Genomic DNA, 18353 nt, shown 5'->3' with positions numbered 1-18353 from the left:
ACGGACCCGGGCGGCGGGCGAGGCGGTGCAATGGCCCGTGCGGCGGGCAGCGAGACTATAGGGATGAGCACAACCCGCTTTCGCCCTTCCCGCCGGTTCTGGCCCGCCTGCGCCGCCCTCGTCGTACTCGCCGCCGTGGCCGGCTGCAGCAGCACCGGAGGCCTCCGCGCCGAGCAGGCCCGCGACCGGGCCGCGGCCGCCGGTGGCAGCGCCGTCACCACTCCGCGCTGGAAGATCGCCATGGTGACCCACGCCGGCGCCGGCGACGCCTTCTGGGACACCGTGCGCAAGGGCGCCGAGCAGGCCGCCGCCAAGGACAACATCACCTTCCTGTACTCCAACGACGCGCAGACCCAGAACCAGGTCCAGCTCGTCCAGGCCGCCATCGACCAGAAGGTCGACGGCCTGCTGGTCACCCTCGCCAAGGGGGACGCGCTCGCCGACGTGCTCGGCAAGGCCAGGGCGGCCGGCATCCCGGTGATCACCGTCAACTCCGGCCAGGAGTACTCCGCCAGGTTCGGCGCGCTGACCCACATCGGCCAGGACGAGTCCACCGCCGGCCAGGCGGCCGGCGCCGAGCTCGCCGCGCGCGGCCGCAAGAACGTCCTCTGCGTGATCCACGAGCAGGGCAACGTCGGTCAGGAGCAGCGCTGCTCCGGCGCCCAGGCCAAGGCCGGCGGCGGCTTCCAGGTGCTCTACGTGGACGGCGTCAACATGCCCGACGCGCGGGCCGCCGTCTCCGCCAAGCTGCAGGCCGACCCGGCCATCGACACCGTGCTCACCCTCTCCGGTCCGATGGCCGCCACCGGGCTGCAGGCCGTCCAGGACGCCCGCCGGGCCGTCGAGCTCGACACCTTCGACCTGGGCACCCAGGTGGTGGCCGGCCTCAAGTCCGGCGCCGTCGGGTTCGCCGTCGACCAGCAGCCCTACCTCCAGGGCTACGAGGGCGTCGACCTGCTCTGGCTGTACCGCTCCAACCTGGACATGCTCGGCGGCGGCAAGCCCGTCCTGACCGGTCCGCAGATCCTCACCCGCGACGACGCCGACGCCCTCGCCGAGTACGTCGCCAGGGGGACGCGTTGAGCACCACCGACCTCCTCGTCCAGGAGCGCCCGGCGGCCCTGCGACGGCTGCTCGCCCGTCCGGAGCTGGGCGCGCTGATCGCCGCCGTCGCGGTCTTCCTGGTCTTCGCCGCCACCGCCGAACCGTTCCTGCGGGTCTCCTCGCTGGGCACCGTGCTGTACGCGGCCTCCACGATCGGGATCATGGCCGTCCCGGTCTCGCTGCTGATGATCGGCGGCGAGTTCGACCTGTCGGCCGGGGTGCTCGTCACCACCGCCGCGCTGACCTCGTCGATGGTCTCCTACCAGCTCACCGCCGTGACCTGGGTCGGCGTGCTGGTCTCGCTGCTGGTGACGCTGTCGGTCGGCGGCTTCAACGGCTGGATGCTCAGCCGGACGAAGCTGCCCAGCTTCATCGTCACCCTGGGTACCTTCCTGATGCTCACCGGGGCCAATCTCGGGGTCACCAAGCTGATCTCCGGCACCGTCTCGACCAAGCCGATCTCCGACATGGAGGGCTTCGAGGCCTGCCGCCGGCTGTTCGCCTCCGAGGTCACCGTCGGCGGGCTGACGATCAAGGCCACCGTCTGGTGGTGGCTCGGCCTGCTGCTGGTCGGCAGCTGGGTGCTGCTGCGGACCCGCTTCGGCAACTGGATCTTCGCGGTCGGCGGCGACGCGGCCGCGGCCCGGGCGGTCGGCGTGCCCGTCGCCCGGACCAAGACCGTGCTCTACCTCGGCGTCGGCTTCGGCGCCTGGGTGCTCGGCCAGCACCTGCTCTTCTCCTTCGACACCGTGCAGTCCGGCGAGGGCGTCGGCAACGAGCTGATCTACATCGTGGCGGCCGTCATCGGCGGCTGCCTGATCACCGGCGGCTACGGCTCGGTGGTCGGCTCCGCGCTCGGCGCGCTGATCTTCGGCATGGCGAGCAAGGGCATCATCTACGCCCAGTGGAACCCCGACTGGTTCAAGTTCTTCCTGGGCGCGATGCTGTTGCTCGCCGCCCTGCTGAACACCTGGGTCAAGCGCCGCGTCGAACGGGGGCCCCGATGACCGAGCTGCTCCGCCTCGAAGGCGTCGGCAAGACCTACGGCACCGTCCGCGCGCTCCAGGACGTCTCGCTCACCCTGCGGGCCGGCGAGATCAGCTGCGTGCTCGGCGACAACGGCGCCGGCAAGTCCACCCTGATCAAGATCATCGCCGGGCTGCACCGGCACGACGAGGGCCGCTTCACCGTCGGCGGCGAGGAGGTCCGTTTCGGTTCCCCGCGCGAGGCGCTGGACCGCGGCATCGCCACCGTCTACCAGGACCTCGCGGTCGTCCCGCTGATGCCGGTCTGGCGGAACTTCTTCCTCGGCTCCGAGCAGGGTCACCGGCGCTGGGGCGGGCTGCGCCTGGACGCCGCGGGGATGCGCGCCACCACCCGGGAGGCGCTCGCCCGGATGGGCATCGACCTGCACGACGTCGACCGCCCGATCGGCACCCTCTCCGGCGGCCAGCGCCAGTGCGTGGCGATCGCCCGGGCCGTCCACTTCGGCGCCGGGGTGCTGATCCTGGACGAGCCGACGGCCGCGCTCGGCGTCAAGCAGTCGGGGGTGGTGCTCAAGTACGTGACCGCCGCCCGCGACGCCGGCCTCGGGGTGGTGCTGATCACCCACAACCCGCATCACGCCTACCTGGTCGGCGACCACTTCACCCTGCTCAAGCGGGGCCGGATGGCCGGCAGCCACCCGCGGGCGGAGATCGGACTCGAACAGCTCACCACCGAGATGGCCGGCGGCTCCGACCTCGCCGAGCTCTCGCACGAGCTGGCCCGCCCCGGCGCCGACACCCCCGGTGCCCGTGGCCCCCGAGGCCCCCGTGATCCCGATGACCCCGATGACCCCGATGATCCCCGTGAGGAGCGTCCGCAGTCGTGACCAGCCCCAACGCCGCCACCCGGCCACCGGTCCTGCCCAGCCTGCTCGGTCTCGGGCCGCGCGCCGAGCGCCGCCGCCGGGCCCTGCCCGCGAGCCTCCTCCGGCTGCCCACCATCGGCGTCGACATCGGCGGCACCAAGGTGGTCGCGGGCGTGGTGGACGGTGAGGGCAAAGTGCTGGAGAAGCTGCGCACCGACACCCCCGACAAGAGCAAGAGCCCCCGGGTCGTCGAGGACGTCATCGTGGAACTGGTGCTCGAACTCGCCGACCGGCACGACGTCCACGCGGTGGGCATCGGCGCGGCCGGCTGGGTCGACGCCGAGCGCTCCCGGGTGCTCTTCGCCCCGCACCTGAACTGGCGCAACGAGCCGCTCCAGCAGGCGCTCAGCGAGCGGCTGCGGTTCCCGGTGATCGTCGAGAACGACGCCAACGCGGCGGCCTGGGCCGAGTGGCGGTTCGGGGCCGGGCGCGGTGAGGACCTCATGGTGATGCTCACCCTCGGCACCGGCATCGGCGGCGCCGTCGTCCGCGACGGCTACGTCGACCGGGGCAAGTACGGGCTGGCGGGGGAGTTCGGGCACATGCAGGTGGTGCCCGGCGGCCACCGCTGCCCGTGCGGCAACCGGGGCTGCTGGGAGCAGTACTCCTCCGGCAACGCGCTGGTGCGCGACGCGCGCGAGCTGGTCGCCGAGGAGTCGCCGGTGGTCCAGCCGCTGCTGGCGCTGGCCGGCGGCGCGGTCGAGGGCATCACCGGTCCGCTGGTCACCGAGGCCGCCCGGGACGGCGATCCGACCGCCACCGAGCTGCTCTACGACGTGGGCACCTGGCTCGGGGTCGGCATCGCCAACCTCGCGGCCGCCCTCGACCCGGGCCGTTTCGTGATCGGCGGCGGTGTCTCCGAGGCCGGTGACCTGCTCCTCGCCCCGGCCCGGGACGCCTTCCGGCGCACCCTCACCGGCCGCGGCTTCCGGCCCGAGGCCACCATCGCGCACGCGGCCCTCGGCAACGAGGCGGGACTGGTCGGCGCGGCCGACCTCGCCCGCCAGGTCGCCCGCCGCTTCCGCACCATCAAGCGCCGCCGGGTGGAGCGGGCGGTGCCGTAGCCCCGGGCCGTGCGTCACCTACCCGTTGGTAGCCGAGGTGCCCTGTTGTCCGGGCCATGCCTCCTGTGAAACAACGGAGTTGACGTCGACTCAGGAGGCCTCCGGATGAGAGCTCTGGCCCGAATCGCCCCGCCGCTCCTGCTTGCCACCGCTTTGGTCTGTGCCGCGGCCGGGCCGGCCGGGGCGGCCGCCCCGCCGCCCAAGGTGCCCGAGGCGGTGGGCTGGGGCGGCGCGGTCGCCAGTGTGGACGCCGACGCCACGGCCGCCGGGATCGAGGTGCTGCGCAAGGGCGGGAACGCGGTGGACGCCGCCGTCGCCGTCGCGGCGGCGCTCGGCGTCACCGAGCCGTACTCGGCCGGCATCGGCGGCGGCGGGTACTTCGTCTACTACGACCACGACAGTGGCCGGGTGCACACCATCGACGGCCGCGAGACGGCCTCCCGCACCGCCGACGAGTCGCTCTTCCTGGAGGGCGGCAAGCCGCTGCCCTTCGCGGACGCCGTCACCAGCGGTCTCTCGATCGGGGTGCCCGGCTCCCCGGCGACCTGGGAGACGGCGGTCCGGCAGTGGGGCAAGCGCTCCTTCGCCGACGCCCTGAAGCCCGCCCGGCGGATCGCCGAGCAGGGCTTCGCCGTCGACCAGACCTTCCAGGACCAGACCGCGCTCAACCAGGACCGCTTCAAGGACTTCCCCGCCACGGCGAAGCTCTTCCTGCCCGGCGGCAAGCTCCCGGTCGTCGGCTCCACGTTCCGCAACCCCGAGCTCGCCGCCACCTACCGGCAGCTGGGCGCGGAGGGCACCGCCGCGCTCTACCGGGGCGACCTCGGGGCCGACATCGTCCGGACCATCCAGCACCCGCCGGTCGACCAGGCCTCCGGCCGCAACGCCCGCCCCGGCAAGGTGGACGCCGCCGACCTGGCCGCCTACCAGGTCCGCCGCCAGCAGCCCACCCACGTCTCCTACCGCGACTACGACCTCTACTCGATCGCCCCGTCCAGCTCCGGCGGCACCACCGTCGGCGAGGCGCTCGGCATCCTGGAGGACGGCGACCTCGCCCGGTACGACGACACGCAGTACTACCACCACTTCCTGGAGGCCTCCCGGATCTCCTTCGCCGACCGCAACCGCTGGGTCGGCGACCCGGCCTTCAACGACGTGCCGGCCAAGGAACTGCTCTCGCCGCGGTACGCCGCCTCCCGGGCCTGCCTGATCAGCCCCGACCGGGCGCTCACCAGCCCGCTCGCCCCGGGCGACCCGCGCCACCCGGCCGACTGCGCGAACGCCGGCGCGGTCCAGCCCGAGCCGTACGAGGGCCTGAGCACCAGCCACCTGACCGTGGCCGACCGCTGGGGCAACGTCGTCTCGTACACCCTCACCCTGGAGCAGACCGGCGGCAGCGGCATCACCGTCCCCGGCCGGGGCTTCCTGCTCAACAACGAGCTGACCGACTTCAGCTTCACCCCGCTGACCCCCGGGGTGCCCGACCCCAACCTGCCCGGACCGGGCAAGCGCCCGCGCTCCTCGCTCTCGCCGACCATCGTGCTGCGCGACGGTGAGCCCGTGCTGGCGGCCGGCTCGCCCGGCGGCGCGACCATCATCACCACCACGCTCCAGGTCCTGCTCGGGCGCCTGGACCGGGGCCTGAGCCTGGAGCAGGCGATCGCCGCGCCGCGGGCCAGCCAGCGCAACACGGCGGCCACCCAGGCCGAGCCGGCCTTCCTGGCCCTGCCCGAACGCGCCCGGCTGGAGGCGCTCGGCCACGTCTTCGCCAGTACGCCCGAGATCGGCGCCGCGACCGGTGTCGAACGCCTGCCGGACGGCCGCTGGGTCGCGGCCGCCGAGCCGGTGCGCCGCGGCGGCGGCTCGGCGGCGGTGGTGCGCCCCGCGCCGTAGGGCGGTCGCCGCGGCCCGGCCGCGGCGGCCCCCGGGCCTGTCGGTGCCGGGCGGTAGATTCGGGGTGGGCGTCCTGCCGGGCGCCCGCCCTCGTCCGTACCACCGGGAAGGCCGCCCGCCGTGACCGTCCGCATCGCCACCTGGAACATCAACTCCGTCACCGCGCGGCTGCCCAAGCTGCTGGAATGGCTGGAGAGCGCCAAGCCGGACGTGCTCTGCCTCCAGGAGCTCAAGTGCTCCACCGACGCCTTCCCGTACGAGCCGGTCCGCGCACTCGGCTACGAGACCGCCGCGCACGGCACCGGCCGGTGGAACGGCGTGGCGATCGTCTCCCGGATCGGCCTGGAGGACGTCGTGCGCGACCTCCCCGACCAGCCCGGCTACCTCGCCGACGACGCCCTGCTGCCCGACGTCGAGCCGCGCGCCGTCGCCGCGACCTGCGGCCCGGTCCGGGTCTGGTCGGTCTACGTGCCCAACGGCCGCGAGGTGGACCACGCCCACTACCGCTACAAGCTGGAGTGGCTGGACGCCCTGCGCCGGGCCTCGCTGGAGGACGCCGCGGGGGAGCGCCCCTTCGCCGTCCTCGGGGACTTCAACATCGCCCCGGCCGACGAGGACGTCTTCGACGTGGCGGCCTTCGAGGGCCTGACGCACGTCACCCCGGCCGAGCGCGCCGCCCTCGCCGCCCTCGGCGAGGCCGGTCTGCAGGACGTCGTGCCCCGTCCGCTGAAGTACGACCGCCCCTACACCTACTGGGACTACCGGCAGTTGGCCTTCCCGAAGAACCGGGGCATGCGGATCGACCTCACCTACGCCAACAAGCCCTTCGCCGACGCCGTCACGGACAGCTACGTGGACCGCGAGGCCCGCAAGGGCAAGGGGACGTCGGACCACGCCCCGGTCGTGGTCGACCTGGACCTCTGAGCCCGGCCGGCCCGGCCGGGTCCGGCGTCACGCCCGGTAGCGGGGGCTCGCCCGAACGGTCCAGAGCGGTGGCCGGGCGCCCGGTGTGTGCCTACCGTCGGTGAATGACTGGGTGTAGTTGTTCGCTCACGAGGACTTCGGAGTCCCCGGCTGCGCCCGAGAATCCCGGAGGTTCCGGTATGCGCCCCATGCGTACGGCCGCCGCCGCCCTGATCGGCGCGACGGTGCTGACCGGCCTGACGGCCCCCCTCGCGCTGGCCAAGGACGGCGCGGCCACGGTCAGCCCGTCCCAGGCCGCACCGGGCCAGACCGTGACGGTCACGGTCTCCTGTGAGAAGTCCGACAAGCCCACCGCCAAGACCATCACCGCGAGTTCCCCGGCCTTCGAGGGCGGCCCGGCCACCCTCACCCTGGGCTCGGACGGCCGGCACACCGGCTCCGCCCGGCTGGCGGGCAAGTCCGCCGGTGACAGCAAGGTCGACGGCACCTGCCCCGACGGCGGCGCCTTCTCGACCAGCGTCACGGTGACCACCGTCGCCGCCTCCTCCGGATCCTCCTCGCCCGCCGGGAGCCTCGGCGAGTGGGGCAAGGCGGCGGGGGAGTGGGCCGGCTCGCTCGGTCAGTCCGGTGCGGGCAGCCAGCAGGTCGCTCCGCACGGCGCCGTCCAGACCGGCCTGGGCGGTTCGGTCGCCGCCGACCCCGCCGAGCTGGTGGGTGGCGCGGCGCTGGTCGTCGGAGGTGTCGGCGGCTTCTGGCTGCTGCGGCGACGCGCCGGCGCCGGGTCCGCCTGACGGCCGCGCGTCCCGCGGGCCGCGCCGCACGGCGCCCCCGCGTCCGACCCCCGGTGCCGCCGGACCCTCCGGTCCGGCGGCACCGGCGTGTCTCAGACCGGCACGGCCCCGAACCCCCCGGTGGTCCCGGACGCCGTGGACGCCCGGGCCTCCTGCGGCGGCCGCGGCGTCTCCGAGGCGCGGAGCAGGCCGGTGGCCAGCAGGTACTGGGCCAGGATGTATGTCGCCATGATCCAGAACTGATGCCCCGGCAGCTCGCGCCACTTCGCCAGCTTGGTGGCGATCAGGGTGTCGGAGAGCAGGAAGAGCGCCCCGCCCACGCCGGTCCGCCGGCCCAGCCCGGCCGAGGTGACGGCGGTCGAGGCGAGCAGCAGGCTGTACCCGGCGACCGGGACCTGGAGGTCCCCGAGGTCCGGCCAGAGCTGCCCCACCATCACCGCCCAGGCCGTCGCGTACGCGGCCGCGACCACCAGCGCCCGCCGCCGGTCCGTCAGCGCCCCCTGCCGGACGAACATCGTCACGTAGCAGACGTGCGCCGCCGCGAAGGAGCCCATGCCGGCCAGGAACGCGGTGTCGTCGCCGAGCTGGAGCAGGACGTCCCCGCCGCCGCTGAGCAGCAGCGCCGGGGCCAGCAGCTTCGGCGCCTCCCGCGCGGCCGCGGCGGCCGCCGTGACGCTGTGCGCGGCCAGCAGCGGCATCAGGGCCGGCTTGGTGGCGTGCCGCAGGGCGGAGGTGTCGGTGAGGATCGCGCCCAGATGGGCCGCCGAGGTGGCGGCGAAACCGGTGAGCAGGCCGGTGGTGGCGCGCAGGCGCCCGCCGAGAACGGCGCGGGTGGTCGTACGGATGCTCATGCGGCGGTGTCCTCCGGGTGATGGGGCGGGCGGCCCGTCCGTCCGCACCCTGGGCGGACGGGCCGCCCGTTCGCACCCTAGGTGACCGGACCCGTCCGGGGAAGGGCATGTTACCCGCGCGTAGCCCGGGGTGGACCGGCCGGGCGCGGCGGGTGGACGGCCGGTGCCGGTGCCGGGGGCGGCCCGGCCGACCGGGCGCCGGCCAATTCCCGGCGAGGTCCGGTTGCTGCCACCGGCGGCCGCGCCCACCGTCTAGTCTGGTCCACGACATGGAGCAGCAGGAGTACGCGGCCGGCACCACGCGGGTGGCCGGCGGCACGTCGGACGGGCGCACGGGCGGGGCGGGGCAGGGCACCACCGTCGCCGTCGTCGTCGTACGCGAAGCCGGTCCTGACGCTCCGCAGGAGCCCGCCCCCGCGGCCCTCTCGCCCGATCCGGGACTGCTCCGGCTCGCGCGCTGGTTCGCCGAGGCCGATCCCGCCACCGCCGACGACCTCTGCGTCGCCTCCTTCGGCCTGTACCCGGCCCGCCACTTCGGCGTTCCGACCGAGCCGGCGGCCGGCCCGGAGACGGTGGCGGGCGACGCGGCCGTCAGCTGGTGGCACGGCCCCACCGCGTACGCCCCCGCCGCGCTCCGGGTGCGCGAGCCGAGGCCGGCGCGCCGCCAGCGCCGGGCCCGGCGGGACGACGGGGCGCTGCCCGCCGTCCGCTCAGGTGCCAAGCCGGGCCCGCCCGGCAAGCACCGCAAGCCCGAGCCGGCCCGTTCGGCCGCCGGTGCGCAGGATCGTTCCGCCGCCGCCGAGCGCCGGATCGCGGCCCGGCTGCTGCTCGCCCACCCGCTGGTCACGGCCTCCGGGCCGCACGCCGACGGGTTCCCGCTGATCCGGCGTCACCGGGACTGGCTGACCGGGCAGTTCGACACCCTGCTGGGGTACCGCCTGGTGGTCGGCCCCTGGCACGCCCGGCTCTGCAAGGCCGGACTGGGCCCCGGCGCGGCCCGGCGCCTCGAACACCCCGGCACCGGAGCCCCGTTCACCCCGGGCGGCTACGCCCAGCTCGCCCTCGCGCTGGCCCTGCTGGTGGACGCCCCCGAGCGCCTCCCGCTCGGGCACCTGCTGGCGCGGATGCGGGCCGCCGCCCCCGGGCCGGCCGCCGCACCCGCCGACCTCGCCATGGCCCTCGCCGTGCTGGCCGAGTGGCAGGTGCTCGGCGGGATACCCGCCGGCCCGGCCGAGGACGGCGTCGTCCTGACGGTCGACCGGGAGCTCGCCCGCGCCGTTCCCGCCGGGCCGCCCGGACCGGCCGACGACGCCGCCGACCTGATCCGCCGCGCCGCCGAGGCCGATCCCGGCACCGCCGTCCGCCGCCGGCTCGCCGAGACCCCGGCCGTGCTCGCCGCGGACCTGCCCGAGGACCAGCGCGGCTGGCTCGACCTCCACCACCGGACCGGCCCGGCCGCGCTCGCCGAGTTCCTCGGCCTGGAGGCCGAACCGCGGGCGGAGGGCGTCGCCCTGCTCGACCCCGCCGACGAGCTCACCGATCTCGCCCTGCCCGGCGCCGACGCCCTCGCCCAGGCCGCCCTGCTGCTGGTCGAGCGCCTGGTCGAGGAGGTCCGGCCGCTGCCCGGCGAGGCCATCGGCCCGGACGTCCCGATTCCGGACGCGCTGATAGACGGCGTCCTCGGGGACATCGCGGACGACTACGGCCTCCCGGTCGACCGGCGCCGCGACTACCTGGCCGACCGCACCGCGCTGCGCCGCGACGCGCTCGACCTGCTGCACCGGATGGGCCTGATCGTCCGCGCACCCCGCGGCACCCGCCCGCCGGGCTGGCTGCTCCGCGCCCCCGCCGCCCGCTTCGCGCCCGCGCCCGACCTGCTCCCCGTCCCCGGGACGGGCCGGCACTCCCGGCGGGAGGGCCCGGTCGTGGTCCCCGCGCCCGGTGGCCCCCGGGCGGAGCAGCGGGCCTGAGCGCTCCGGCGGGGAGGCGGAACCGGTTCCGGAAGGACGAGAGCACCGCGTCCGGGGGCCGGATCGCGGTGCCAGGGGGTCAGGAGGCGGCGGCCGCACCGGCGCGCCGCCGGGGCCGGCGGGTCAGCGTCTGGCGGTGGCCGTCGTGAGCGGGCCGTGCTGGACGGTTTCGACGGTGGCTCCGACGCCCAGGGAGCCGAGGGCGACGGAGGCGAGAACGGCGGCACAGGCCAGGAAGCGGCGGTGGCGCTGGGGGAGCGGGAAGCGCGGTTCCTGGAGGGTCGCCGGAGGGTTGGCGTTCATGACAGAGAGCGTTCCAGCGCGGTGTGAACGAGCGGTACGCGCGGGTGAAGTCCGGATGGGGGCTGGGCGTCGGTTCGTGCCGACAGGGCCTTTGGGCGCGGGCCCCACCCCGGGTCGGGTGGGGCGGCCGGGGTGCCGGCGGTTCACCCGGAGGGAGGTCGGGGGCCCCGCCGGGCGTCGGCCATCGCCTCGCCGACGGCGACCCGGACGGCGTCCCGCAGGCCGTGCGCGGCGTGGAACCGCGAGGGGCCGGCCGCCGGGTCCTCGCGCAGCTCCTTCACCAGGGCGAGGCAGAGCAGCAGCATCACCACGACGAACGGCAGCGCGACCAGGATGGTGGCGTTCTGCAGCGCGGTGAGCCCGCCGGCGAGCAGCAGCGCGGCGGCCACGCCGCCCATCAGGATGCCCCAGACCACCACCAGCCAGGTGCGCGGGTGCAGGGAGCCGCGGCTGGAGAGCGAGCCGAGCACGAGCGAGGCGGAGTCGGCGCTGGTGATGAAGAAGGTCATCACCAGCAGTACCGCGATCACGCTGGTCACCGCGCCGAGCGGGAGCGAGCGCAGCATCTCGAACAGCGACGCCTCGGCCCCCTGCGGGATGGTGGCCACCAGGTCGGCCTCACCGGTGGAGTTCAGCCGGATCGCCGTTCCGCCCATCACGCAGAACCAGACCACCGTCGCCCCGCTGGGCACCAGCAGCACGCCGGTGAGGAACTGCCGGATGGTCCGGCCGCGCGAGATCCGGGCGATGAAGGTGCCGACGAACGGCGCCCAGGAGAGCCACCAGGCCCAGTAGAAGATCGTCCAGGAGCCGAGCCAGTCCTCGTCGGTGAACGCGCCGGTCTGGCTCGACATCACGAGCAGGTCGGAGAGGTAGCCGCCGACGGTGGACGGGATGGCGTCCAGCACGAAGACGGTCGGGCCGAACACGAAGACGAAGAGCATGATCAGCGACGCCAGGACGACGTTCGAGGTGGAGAGCCACTTGACGCCCTTGTGCACGCCGGAGAAGGCGGAGAGGACGAAGGCGGCGGTCAGCGAGCCGATGATGACCAGCTGGGTGCGCTCGGTGTTCTCGACCGAGGAGATGAAGCCGAGGCCGTCCGCCACCTGGAGGGCGCCCAGGCCGAGGCTGGTCGCGGAGCCGAAGACGGTGGCGAACACCGCGAGCAGGTCGATCGCCCGGCCGGGCCAGCCGTCCGCCCCACGCTGCCCGATCAGCGGCACGAAGGCGGCGGAGATCCGGTTGCCCCGGCCCTTGCGGAAGGTGGTGTAGGCGAGTGCCAGGCCGCCGACCGCGTAGATCGCCCAGGGGTGCAGGGTCCAGTGGAAGAGCGAGAACTCCAGTGCCTGCTGGGCGGCGGCCGGGCTCTGCGGCTCCAGGCCGGAACCGGGCTGCGGGGCGGCGTAGAGCTGGAGCGGTTCGCCGACGCCGTAGAACATCAGACCGATGCCCATGCCGGCGCTGAACATCATCGCGACCCAGGCGAGGGTGGAGAACTCCGGCTCGTCGTCGTCGCGGCCGAGCCGGATCCGGCCGAAGCGGCTGAACGCGAGCAGGACGGTGACGACCAGGAAGACGTCGGCGGCGACCACGAACAGCCAGCCGAAGTTGTGCAGCACCCAGTCGAGCGCGGTGTCGGACGTCCGGCCGAGCGAGTCCTTGGCGAAGACGCCCCAGGCGACCACCCCCAGCACCAGGACGGCACTGACGCCGAACACGATCCGGTCGACCGGGAGGGTCGCGGCGGGTTCGTCAGGGCCTGGTGGCTGACTGCTCATGAGGGTCCCTCTCCTGGCGTACTGGACGGTCGGCGACACGATCGGAAAATGGATACATGTCGTACTATGTCCAGTCGTTGAGCGGAGCGGGTGGAGGGCACGCCGAGGAGGGCCGAGCAGACGGGTCGTCAGGACGGTGTCGGTCGGTGCGAGGCGGTGCGAGGCGGTGCGAGGCGGTGCGAGGCGGTGCGAGGCGGTGCCGGAGGGCGGCGGCCGTCAGGCGGCGGCGTACGCGTGGGTGGTCGGGCGGGCCGTGGCCAGGTACCCGGCCAGGGCCCGCCGGCTGCGGGTCAGGTCGCCGATCCGGGACTCGAGTTCGGTGAGCTCGCCGCGCAGGGTGGCGAGCAGATCGGGGCAGGCCTCCAGGGCCGGGAGGGGGCCGCTCGCGCACGGCAGGATCCCGGCGATCACCCGGGTGGGCAGGCCCGCCGCCAGCAGGCCGCGGATCTGCCGCACCCGGACCTGGGCGTCCTCGCCGTACTCGCGGGAGCCGGCGGCCGACCTCGCCGGTGTGAGCAGCCCCTGCTCCTCGTAGTACCGCAGCAGGCGGGTGGACACCCCGGTCAGGCGGGCGAGTTCTCCGATGCGCATGACCGGGCGAACACCCGCTCGGACCGGGCTGTTCCCGGCCGGCCGGCCGGGCCTTGGGCCCGGGCGGCGCGCCGGTGCCGCTACCCGGCCACGAAGTCCAGCACCAGCTGGCGCAGTCCGGGTAGCCGTTCTACCGTCGGCAGGTGGCCGGCGGCGAGTTCGACCAGCCGGGCGCCCGGGATGCCCTCGGCCAGGGCGCGGTGCTGGCCGGGCGTCACCAGCATGTCCTCGGTGGTGCTGATCACCAGCGTTGTGAAGTGCGGACGGGAAGTCACCGTCCGATGCGGTCATACGTCGGTGGAAGTACGGTCCAACGTCAGCGTTCAAGCCCAGCTACATCGCCCTACCTGCGGCTCTTCCTGACAGGAGTCGCTGACGTGAAGCCGCTTCCCGCTGACACCGCACCTGAACACCACACGGGCGATCTGCCCGAGTGGCCTCTTGATCCTATGCCGGCATCACCCGCCACAGACCTCGATCCTCGTCCCATACCGCCCAGTGCTCCAGCGGGAGCCGCGGAAGCTTAGCCAGGTTATGGTTCCCATGAGCGATATGCGAGTAGTGCACAAGCCTAGGTTCCGAGTCCTCCCCCTCGTCTCCCTCGCCGAATGCTTGAATGTCACCTTCGTCATCCAGAAAGACCGACTCGACGGGAGCTCCGTCGAATACCTTGTCTGTCACGTAGGCAACGTCGTCGCTTTCCGGGAGATAGAAAGGGCCAAGGTGTCCCGGAATTCCAATATCCGAGTCCGAAAATTCGATCATTTCACGCTTTCGCAAGCCTCAGTGATTACTCTTCCCAATGTTACATGAACGGCATCTCAATTCACCATTGCAAGGACAGCCGTTCCCACCCTTCGACTTGGGCCAGACGTGGTCGACGTGGCCTTCATTGTTCGGCGGAGTGACGCCCCTCTTCGACTGCTTGGGCTTGACCACAACGACCCTGCAGTCCTCACACCGTGCCGTTCCGCCGCCCTTCTCCTTGGCGGCCGTCCATACCTTCTTCTTTCCGCCCCGGGTGAATTTGGTTGTGGGCGCCCGCCCGTGCGGACAGTACAAGCCATCGTTGTGGGTGAGGAGATCGTTGTCCCCATCGAGAACGGTGAAGGTGTGGAGGTCGCCAACTGTCAAGTTGTAGACAAGGCTGTCGTCCTGGATTCCGTAGTCGACAACGGATTGGACAACGACCAACGAACCGTCGGGTGAGAGCAGGCGATCACCGGCGTCGATCGCCTCAACGGGCACCCATCCTGCATCCTCCACCAGCATCGGATGTCCGGCGGTCGCCGTCAGCCCAGGAGTCGCATACGGTCCGCCGGTGTTGATGCCGATCAGGTGCTGTGAAGTGCGGACGGGAAGTCACCGTCCGATGCGGTCATACGTCGGTGGAAGTACGGTCCAACGTCAGCGTTCAAGCCCAGCTACATCGCCCTACCTGCGGCTCTTCCTGACAGGAGTCGCTGACGTGAAGCCGCTTCCCGCTGACACCGCACCTGAACACCACACGGGGAAGTCGGGGGCGACGACGGTGCGGTGGGCGGCGAGGTCGTCCAGCAGCGCTCCCCAGTTGTCCCGGGCGCTGTCGCCGGCGCCGTGGGCGAGCAGCAGGCCGGGCCGGAGCCGCGGACGATCCTGGCCAGCGGTGGCGGTGCGGTGGCGGTCTTCTCCGCCATGGTGGGGCTCCTGTTCGGCGGTGGACGTCTCGGTGCCTGGCACGGTAGGAGTTCACACCGGTGTGAAGGTCAAGCCCGGGTCCCGAGGCCGGGGTCGAGGGTCCGGGGGCCGGGCCCGGTAGGAGGGTTCGGGCCCGGCCGCCGACGATGCGCGGGATCGGCTGACGCGGCGCGGGGCACGACCTTATGATCCGGGGCGTGACCGGGGGACTGCGCACAGCGAGACCGACCGGGCGGACAGCCGCTCCGGTCCGGCGCTCCGCCGCCCGTCGCGTCCGACGCGCCACGCGCTGTCGCTGATCCCGCCCGCCCGCCGCCCCGCCGGGCCGGAGCGGGCCCGCGCCATCGGCGCCCCCGTCCCCGCCCGCGCGGCCGCACAGCCCGCCCGACCGTCCACCGAGACCGAACGGAAGTGTGCCCGTGCCCACCGAGAACACCACCCGGACCACCCTCGCGAGCCCGATCCCCACCGAGGCCGCGTACGACCGTGTGCGCCGCCAGCAGTGGCTGGCCGGCGAGGCGCGCGCCGACTGCGTCGAGCGCCGGACCCTGCTGCGGATGCTCGCCGCCGCCGGCGTGCTCGCCGCCGGTGGGCTGCTCACCCCCGGCCGCGCGTACGCGCAGGGTCCGGCGTCCCCCGTACCCGCTGCGAACCCGGAGCCGGCGGTGCCCGTGGCGGACGCGGCGTCCCCCGTGCCCGGGATCGTCAAGCCGCTGCCCGCCGAGTGGTTCGTCCCGCGCGGGACCAACGCCGAGATGCGCTGGGACGCGCTGCGCGACGCGCAGGGCGGGATCGGCCGGCACGTCCCGGTGGAGCGGTTCTTCGTCCGCAACCACACCAGCACTCCGGTGATCGACGCCGACGGCTGGCGGCTGCGGCTCTTCGGCAGCGGCCTGCGCGGCGGCCCGAGCGCCGAGTGGCCGGTCGAGTTCGGCCTGGCGGACCTGCGCGCGCTGCCCGCCACCAGGATCAGCGCCCTGATCGAGTGCGCGGGCAACGGCCGCGGCTTCTACGCCACCCAGCAGAACCAGACCGTGCCCGGCACCCCCTGGACGCTCGGCGGGGTCGGCTCCGCCCAGTGGCGCGGCGTTCGGCTGGCCGAGGTGCTGCGCCGGGCCGGCCTGACCCGCGCCGCGGTGGACGTGCTGCCCAGCGGCCTCGACCCGGAGTACGTGAGCGGCGGCGTCGGCCTCGGCCGGGTGCGCCGCCCACTGCCGGTCGCGAAGGCGCTGGACGACGTCCTGCTCGCCTACGAGATGAACGGCGAACCGCTGACGCCCGACCACGGCGCGCCCGTCCGGCTGGTGGTGCCGGGCTGGATCGGGATCGCCTCGATCAAGTGGGTCGGCTCGATCGAGGTCGCCGACCAGCCGCTCTACTCGCCGTGGAACACCGACTTCTACCGGCTGTTCGGCCCCGACTACCCGGCCGGGGGCAGCGCGCCGGTCACCACCCAGGTGGTGAAGAGCGCCTTCGAACTCGCCCGGGGCGCCGTGCTGGAGGCGGGCCGCGAGCACCGCCTGCACGGGCGCTCCTGGTCGGGCGCGGCCCCCGTCCGCCGGGTCGAGGTGAGCACCGACGGCGGCCTGCGGTGGCACCGCGCCGACCTCCGGGACGAGCCGCGCGCCGACAACTGGACGCGCTGGAGCTTCGACTGGCGGCCGGACCGGCCCGGTCCGTACGAGCTGCGGGCCCGCGCGACCGACCGCCGCGGCAACACCCAGCCCGAGACGGCCGTGTTCAACCGCGAGGGCTATCTGTTCGACGCGGTGGTGGTCCACCCGGTGACGGCGGCCTGACGTTTCTCAGATGCTCGGCCGGACCTCGTACGGGGCCGGGTGCGGCGTCTCGTACGGCGTCAGCACCAGCCGCACCACGTCCTCCAGCCGCCGTCGGGCGTCGCCGAGCGTGGTGCGGCCGGTCACCCAGGCGGTCAGCTCGCCCTGCCAGGCGTGGCCGACGATGTGCCGCACCAGATCGCTGGCGGCGGCCGGCACTTCGGCCATCACCGCCTGGAGCGCGGTGCTGTCGGCCCGCGCCATGCCCTGCAGCGCCTCGCTGGCGAAGGGGTCGGTGGAGGCGGCGACGGCCACCCGGAGCCGGGCCAGTTCGGGCTGGCGCTGATAGGCGCGCATGCCTCCGCGCACGAAGCGCACCACCCGGTCGGTGGCCCCCAGTCCGGCCCGCGGCCCGCGCAGCTCCGCCACCAGGTCGGCCAGCAGCAGCCGGTGCCACTCGGCGATGGCCGCGGCCAACAGGTGGTCCTTGGAGGAGAAGTAGCGGTACGCCGTCCCGAGGGCGACTCCGGACCGCTCGCAGACCTGCTTCATCTGCAGCCGCTCGACACCGATCTCGTTCACCAGGGCGAGCGCGGCCGCGATCAGGGACTCGCGGCGTTCGAGCTGACGTGGAGACATCGCCTCCACCGGTCGTGGTGACAGGTCAACCTTGGTCACCCGCACCATGATACGGCTCGGAACCGCTCAGGAGTATGACGCCGACCGGTCGGCCCGCGTTCGCCCGCCGTCCACCGCCCGCCGGCCGGGGCGGGCGGTGGACGGCCGGGTCAGCGCGGCCGGGGCGCCCGGTCGCGGATCAGGGCCTCCTGGACGGCGGAGGCGACCAGCCGGCCGTCCCGGTCGTAGAACTCGCCGAGCGACAGCCCCCGGCCGTCCGAGGAGGAGGGGCTGCGCTGGGCGAACAGCAGCCACTCGTCGGCCCGGAACGGACGGTGGAACCACATCGCGTGGTCCAGCGAGGCCATGATCAGCCGGGGCGGCTCGGTGCGCTGGAAGAAGTTCGGCTGGACGTGCAGCCCGGCCGTCGAGGCCAGCGTGAGGTCCGAGAGGTAGGTGAGCGCGCAGACGTGCAGCAGCCGGTCCCCGGCGGGCAGCGGGGAGGCGGTGCGCAGCCAGACGAACTGCTGCGGCATGCCCGGGACGGCCGGCGGCACCCCGGGCGCGTCCGCCGGGACGAACCGCAGGTCCAGCGAGCCGAAGCCGCCCGTGCGGCTCAGCTCGGCGCGGGCCGCGGCGTCCCAGCCCGCGAGCGCGTCCGGCAGCTCCTCGGGGCCGGGCAGCGGCGGCATGTCCCGGTGGCGGTCGGCAGCGGGCTCGGGCCGCTTGAAGGAGGCGGAGAGGGTGAAGATCACCTGGTCGCCCTGGACGGCGGTCACCCGGCGGGTGGCGTAGGAGAGGCCCTGGCGGACCCGGTCGACCTCGTAGCGGATCGGGTGGGCCGGGTCGCCGGGGAGCAGGAAGTAGCTGTGCAGGGAGTGCACGTCGCGGTCGTCGCCGACGGTGTGCCCGGCGGCCGTCAGCGCCTGCGCGGCGACCTGGCCGCCGAAGGCGCGCATCGGGGCCCCGGCATGGCAGCGCCCCCGGAACGTGTTCTCGTCCAGCCGCTCGATCCGCAGCAGATCGGCGAACGAGCCGGCGATGTCGTCGGCCCGTCTCTCCTTCTCGGTCAGGTCTGTCACGGGGACATAGTGGC

Annotated in this window: 17 protein-coding genes; 9 read left to right on the top strand and 8 right to left on the bottom strand. The window is 74.0% G+C overall.

The features are described 5' to 3' along the window. The first annotated feature begins 63 nt into the window (after nucleotides 1-63). The 7 genes from ACIQTO_RS27265 to ACIQTO_RS27235 all read left to right on the top strand — a co-directional run bounded on the left by ACIQTO_RS27265 (nucleotide 64) and on the right by ACIQTO_RS27235 (nucleotide 7688). Nucleotides 64-1083, top strand: a complete 1020-nt coding sequence (locus ACIQTO_RS27265; RefSeq protein ID WP_402393110.1) for a sugar ABC transporter substrate-binding protein — start codon at nucleotides 64-66, stop codon at nucleotides 1081-1083. Next, nucleotides 1080-2111: an ABC transporter permease gene (locus ACIQTO_RS27260; protein ID WP_402393108.1), complete on the top strand. Its 1032-nt coding sequence runs from the start codon at nucleotides 1080-1082 to the stop codon at nucleotides 2109-2111. The genes ACIQTO_RS27265 and ACIQTO_RS27260 overlap by 4 nt, the downstream gene beginning before the upstream one ends. Next, complete coding sequence (locus ACIQTO_RS27255; protein ID WP_402393105.1) at nucleotides 2108-2977, top strand: ATP-binding cassette domain-containing protein; 870 nt, start codon at nucleotides 2108-2110, stop codon at nucleotides 2975-2977. The genes ACIQTO_RS27260 and ACIQTO_RS27255 overlap by 4 nt, the downstream gene beginning before the upstream one ends. Continuing rightward, complete coding sequence (locus ACIQTO_RS27250; protein ID WP_402393103.1) at nucleotides 2974-4080, top strand: ROK family glucokinase; 1107 nt, start codon at nucleotides 2974-2976, stop codon at nucleotides 4078-4080. Before ACIQTO_RS27255 ends, ACIQTO_RS27250 begins: the two co-directional genes overlap by 4 nt. A 105-nt stretch (nucleotides 4081-4185) precedes the next feature. Next, nucleotides 4186-5973: a gamma-glutamyltransferase gene (gene ggt, locus ACIQTO_RS27245; RefSeq protein ID WP_402393101.1), complete on the top strand. Its 1788-nt coding sequence runs from the start codon at nucleotides 4186-4188 to the stop codon at nucleotides 5971-5973. Nucleotides 5974-6093: 120 nt separating this feature from the next. Then, nucleotides 6094-6897, top strand: a complete 804-nt coding sequence (locus tag ACIQTO_RS27240; protein ID WP_402393099.1) for an exodeoxyribonuclease III — start codon at nucleotides 6094-6096, stop codon at nucleotides 6895-6897. Between the two features lie 179 nt (nucleotides 6898-7076). After that, nucleotides 7077-7688, top strand: a complete 612-nt coding sequence (locus ACIQTO_RS27235) for a hypothetical protein (protein ID WP_402393097.1) — start codon at nucleotides 7077-7079, stop codon at nucleotides 7686-7688. A gap of 92 nt (nucleotides 7689-7780) precedes the next feature. Here ACIQTO_RS27235 and ACIQTO_RS27230 read toward each other — a convergent pair whose 3' ends face one another. Then, nucleotides 7781-8539 (bottom strand): lysoplasmalogenase, encoded by a 759-nt coding sequence (locus ACIQTO_RS27230; RefSeq protein ID WP_402393094.1) that lies wholly within the window; start codon nucleotides 8537-8539, stop codon nucleotides 7781-7783. Nucleotides 8540-8808: 269 nt separating this feature from the next. On the opposite strand from ACIQTO_RS27230, the gene ACIQTO_RS27225 reads away from it, so the two are divergent. After that, a complete protein-coding gene (locus ACIQTO_RS27225; protein ID WP_402393092.1) occupies nucleotides 8809-10509 on the top strand; it encodes a DUF2398 family protein in 1701 nt (566 codons plus the stop codon). A gap of 123 nt (nucleotides 10510-10632) precedes the next feature. Here ACIQTO_RS27225 and ACIQTO_RS27220 read toward each other — a convergent pair whose 3' ends face one another. The 5 genes from ACIQTO_RS27220 to ACIQTO_RS27200 all read right to left on the bottom strand — a co-directional run bounded on the left by ACIQTO_RS27220 (nucleotide 10633) and on the right by ACIQTO_RS27200 (nucleotide 14480). Then, the gene (locus ACIQTO_RS27220; RefSeq protein ID WP_402393089.1) at nucleotides 10633-10812 is read right to left on the bottom strand and encodes a hypothetical protein; all 180 of its coding nucleotides are present in this window, start codon (nucleotides 10810-10812) and stop codon (nucleotides 10633-10635) included. A 143-nt stretch (nucleotides 10813-10955) separates the two neighbouring features. After that, entirely contained in the window at nucleotides 10956-12593 is a 1638-nt protein-coding gene (locus tag ACIQTO_RS27215; RefSeq protein WP_402393086.1) for a BCCT family transporter, read from the bottom strand. A gap of 216 nt (nucleotides 12594-12809) precedes the next feature. Then, nucleotides 12810-13184: a MerR family transcriptional regulator gene (locus tag ACIQTO_RS27210; RefSeq protein ID WP_402393083.1), complete on the bottom strand. Its 375-nt coding sequence runs from the start codon at nucleotides 13182-13184 to the stop codon at nucleotides 12810-12812. A gap of 80 nt (nucleotides 13185-13264) precedes the next feature. Then, nucleotides 13265-13429, bottom strand: a complete 165-nt coding sequence (locus tag ACIQTO_RS27205) for an alpha/beta fold hydrolase (RefSeq protein ID WP_402393080.1) — start codon at nucleotides 13427-13429, stop codon at nucleotides 13265-13267. 538 nt (nucleotides 13430-13967) lie between these two features. Then, nucleotides 13968-14480 (bottom strand): polymorphic toxin-type HINT domain-containing protein, encoded by a 513-nt coding sequence (locus ACIQTO_RS27200; RefSeq protein ID WP_402393338.1) that lies wholly within the window; start codon nucleotides 14478-14480, stop codon nucleotides 13968-13970. An 800-nt stretch (nucleotides 14481-15280) separates the two neighbouring features. On the opposite strand from ACIQTO_RS27200, the gene ACIQTO_RS27195 reads away from it, so the two are divergent. Further along, a complete protein-coding gene (locus ACIQTO_RS27195; protein ID WP_402393078.1) occupies nucleotides 15281-16660 on the top strand; it encodes a sulfite oxidase in 1380 nt (459 codons plus the stop codon). A gap of 6 nt (nucleotides 16661-16666) precedes the next feature. On the opposite strand, the gene ACIQTO_RS27190 is transcribed toward ACIQTO_RS27195, so the two are convergent. Together ACIQTO_RS27190 and ACIQTO_RS27185 are read right to left on the bottom strand one after the other, a co-directional pair. Next, on the bottom strand, nucleotides 16667-17317 hold the full coding sequence (locus tag ACIQTO_RS27190; RefSeq protein ID WP_402393075.1) for a TetR/AcrR family transcriptional regulator: 651 nt from the start codon (nucleotides 17315-17317) through the stop codon (nucleotides 16667-16669). A 110-nt stretch (nucleotides 17318-17427) separates the two neighbouring features. Beyond that, nucleotides 17428-18339 carry an acyl-CoA thioesterase gene (locus ACIQTO_RS27185; RefSeq protein WP_402393073.1) on the bottom strand — a complete coding sequence of 304 codons (912 nt, stop codon included), beginning with the start codon at nucleotides 18337-18339 and terminating at the stop codon, nucleotides 17428-17430. Nucleotides 18340-18353 lie beyond the last annotated feature (14 nt).

Origin of the sequence: Kitasatospora sp. NPDC091207, from assembly GCF_044768625.1 — a bacterium.
GTDB lineage: Bacteria > Actinomycetota > Actinomycetes > Streptomycetales > Streptomycetaceae > Kitasatospora.
The sequence above is the reverse complement of the archived record's forward strand: the minus strand, read 5'-3'. Positions and strand labels throughout refer to the sequence as shown.

What these genes read in the sequence shown, in the direction of transcription:
- ACIQTO_RS27265 (WP_402393110.1), top strand. Translation starts at nt 64, where the DNA reads ATGAGCACAACCCGCTTTCGCCCTTCCCGCCGGTTCTGGCCCGCCTGC.
- ACIQTO_RS27255 (WP_402393105.1), top strand. Translation starts at nt 2,108, where the DNA reads ATGACCGAGCTGCTCCGCCTCGAAGGCGTCGGCAAGACCTACGGCACC.
- ggt (WP_402393101.1), top strand. Translation starts at nt 4,186, where the DNA reads ATGAGAGCTCTGGCCCGAATCGCCCCGCCGCTCCTGCTTGCCACCGCT.
- ACIQTO_RS27235 (WP_402393097.1), top strand. Translation starts at nt 7,077, where the DNA reads ATGCGCCCCATGCGTACGGCCGCCGCCGCCCTGATCGGCGCGACGGTG.
- ACIQTO_RS27230 (WP_402393094.1), bottom strand. Translation starts at nt 8,539, where the DNA reads ATGAGCATCCGTACGACCACCCGCGCCGTTCTCGGCGGGCGCCTGCGC.
- ACIQTO_RS27225 (WP_402393092.1), top strand. Translation starts at nt 8,809, where the DNA reads ATGGAGCAGCAGGAGTACGCGGCCGGCACCACGCGGGTGGCCGGCGGC.
- ACIQTO_RS27220 (WP_402393089.1), bottom strand. Translation starts at nt 10,812, where the DNA reads ATGAACGCCAACCCTCCGGCGACCCTCCAGGAACCGCGCTTCCCGCTC.
- ACIQTO_RS27215 (WP_402393086.1), bottom strand. Translation starts at nt 12,593, where the DNA reads ATGAGCAGTCAGCCACCAGGCCCTGACGAACCCGCCGCGACCCTCCCG.
- ACIQTO_RS27210 (WP_402393083.1), bottom strand. Translation starts at nt 13,184, where the DNA reads ATGCGCATCGGAGAACTCGCCCGCCTGACCGGGGTGTCCACCCGCCTG.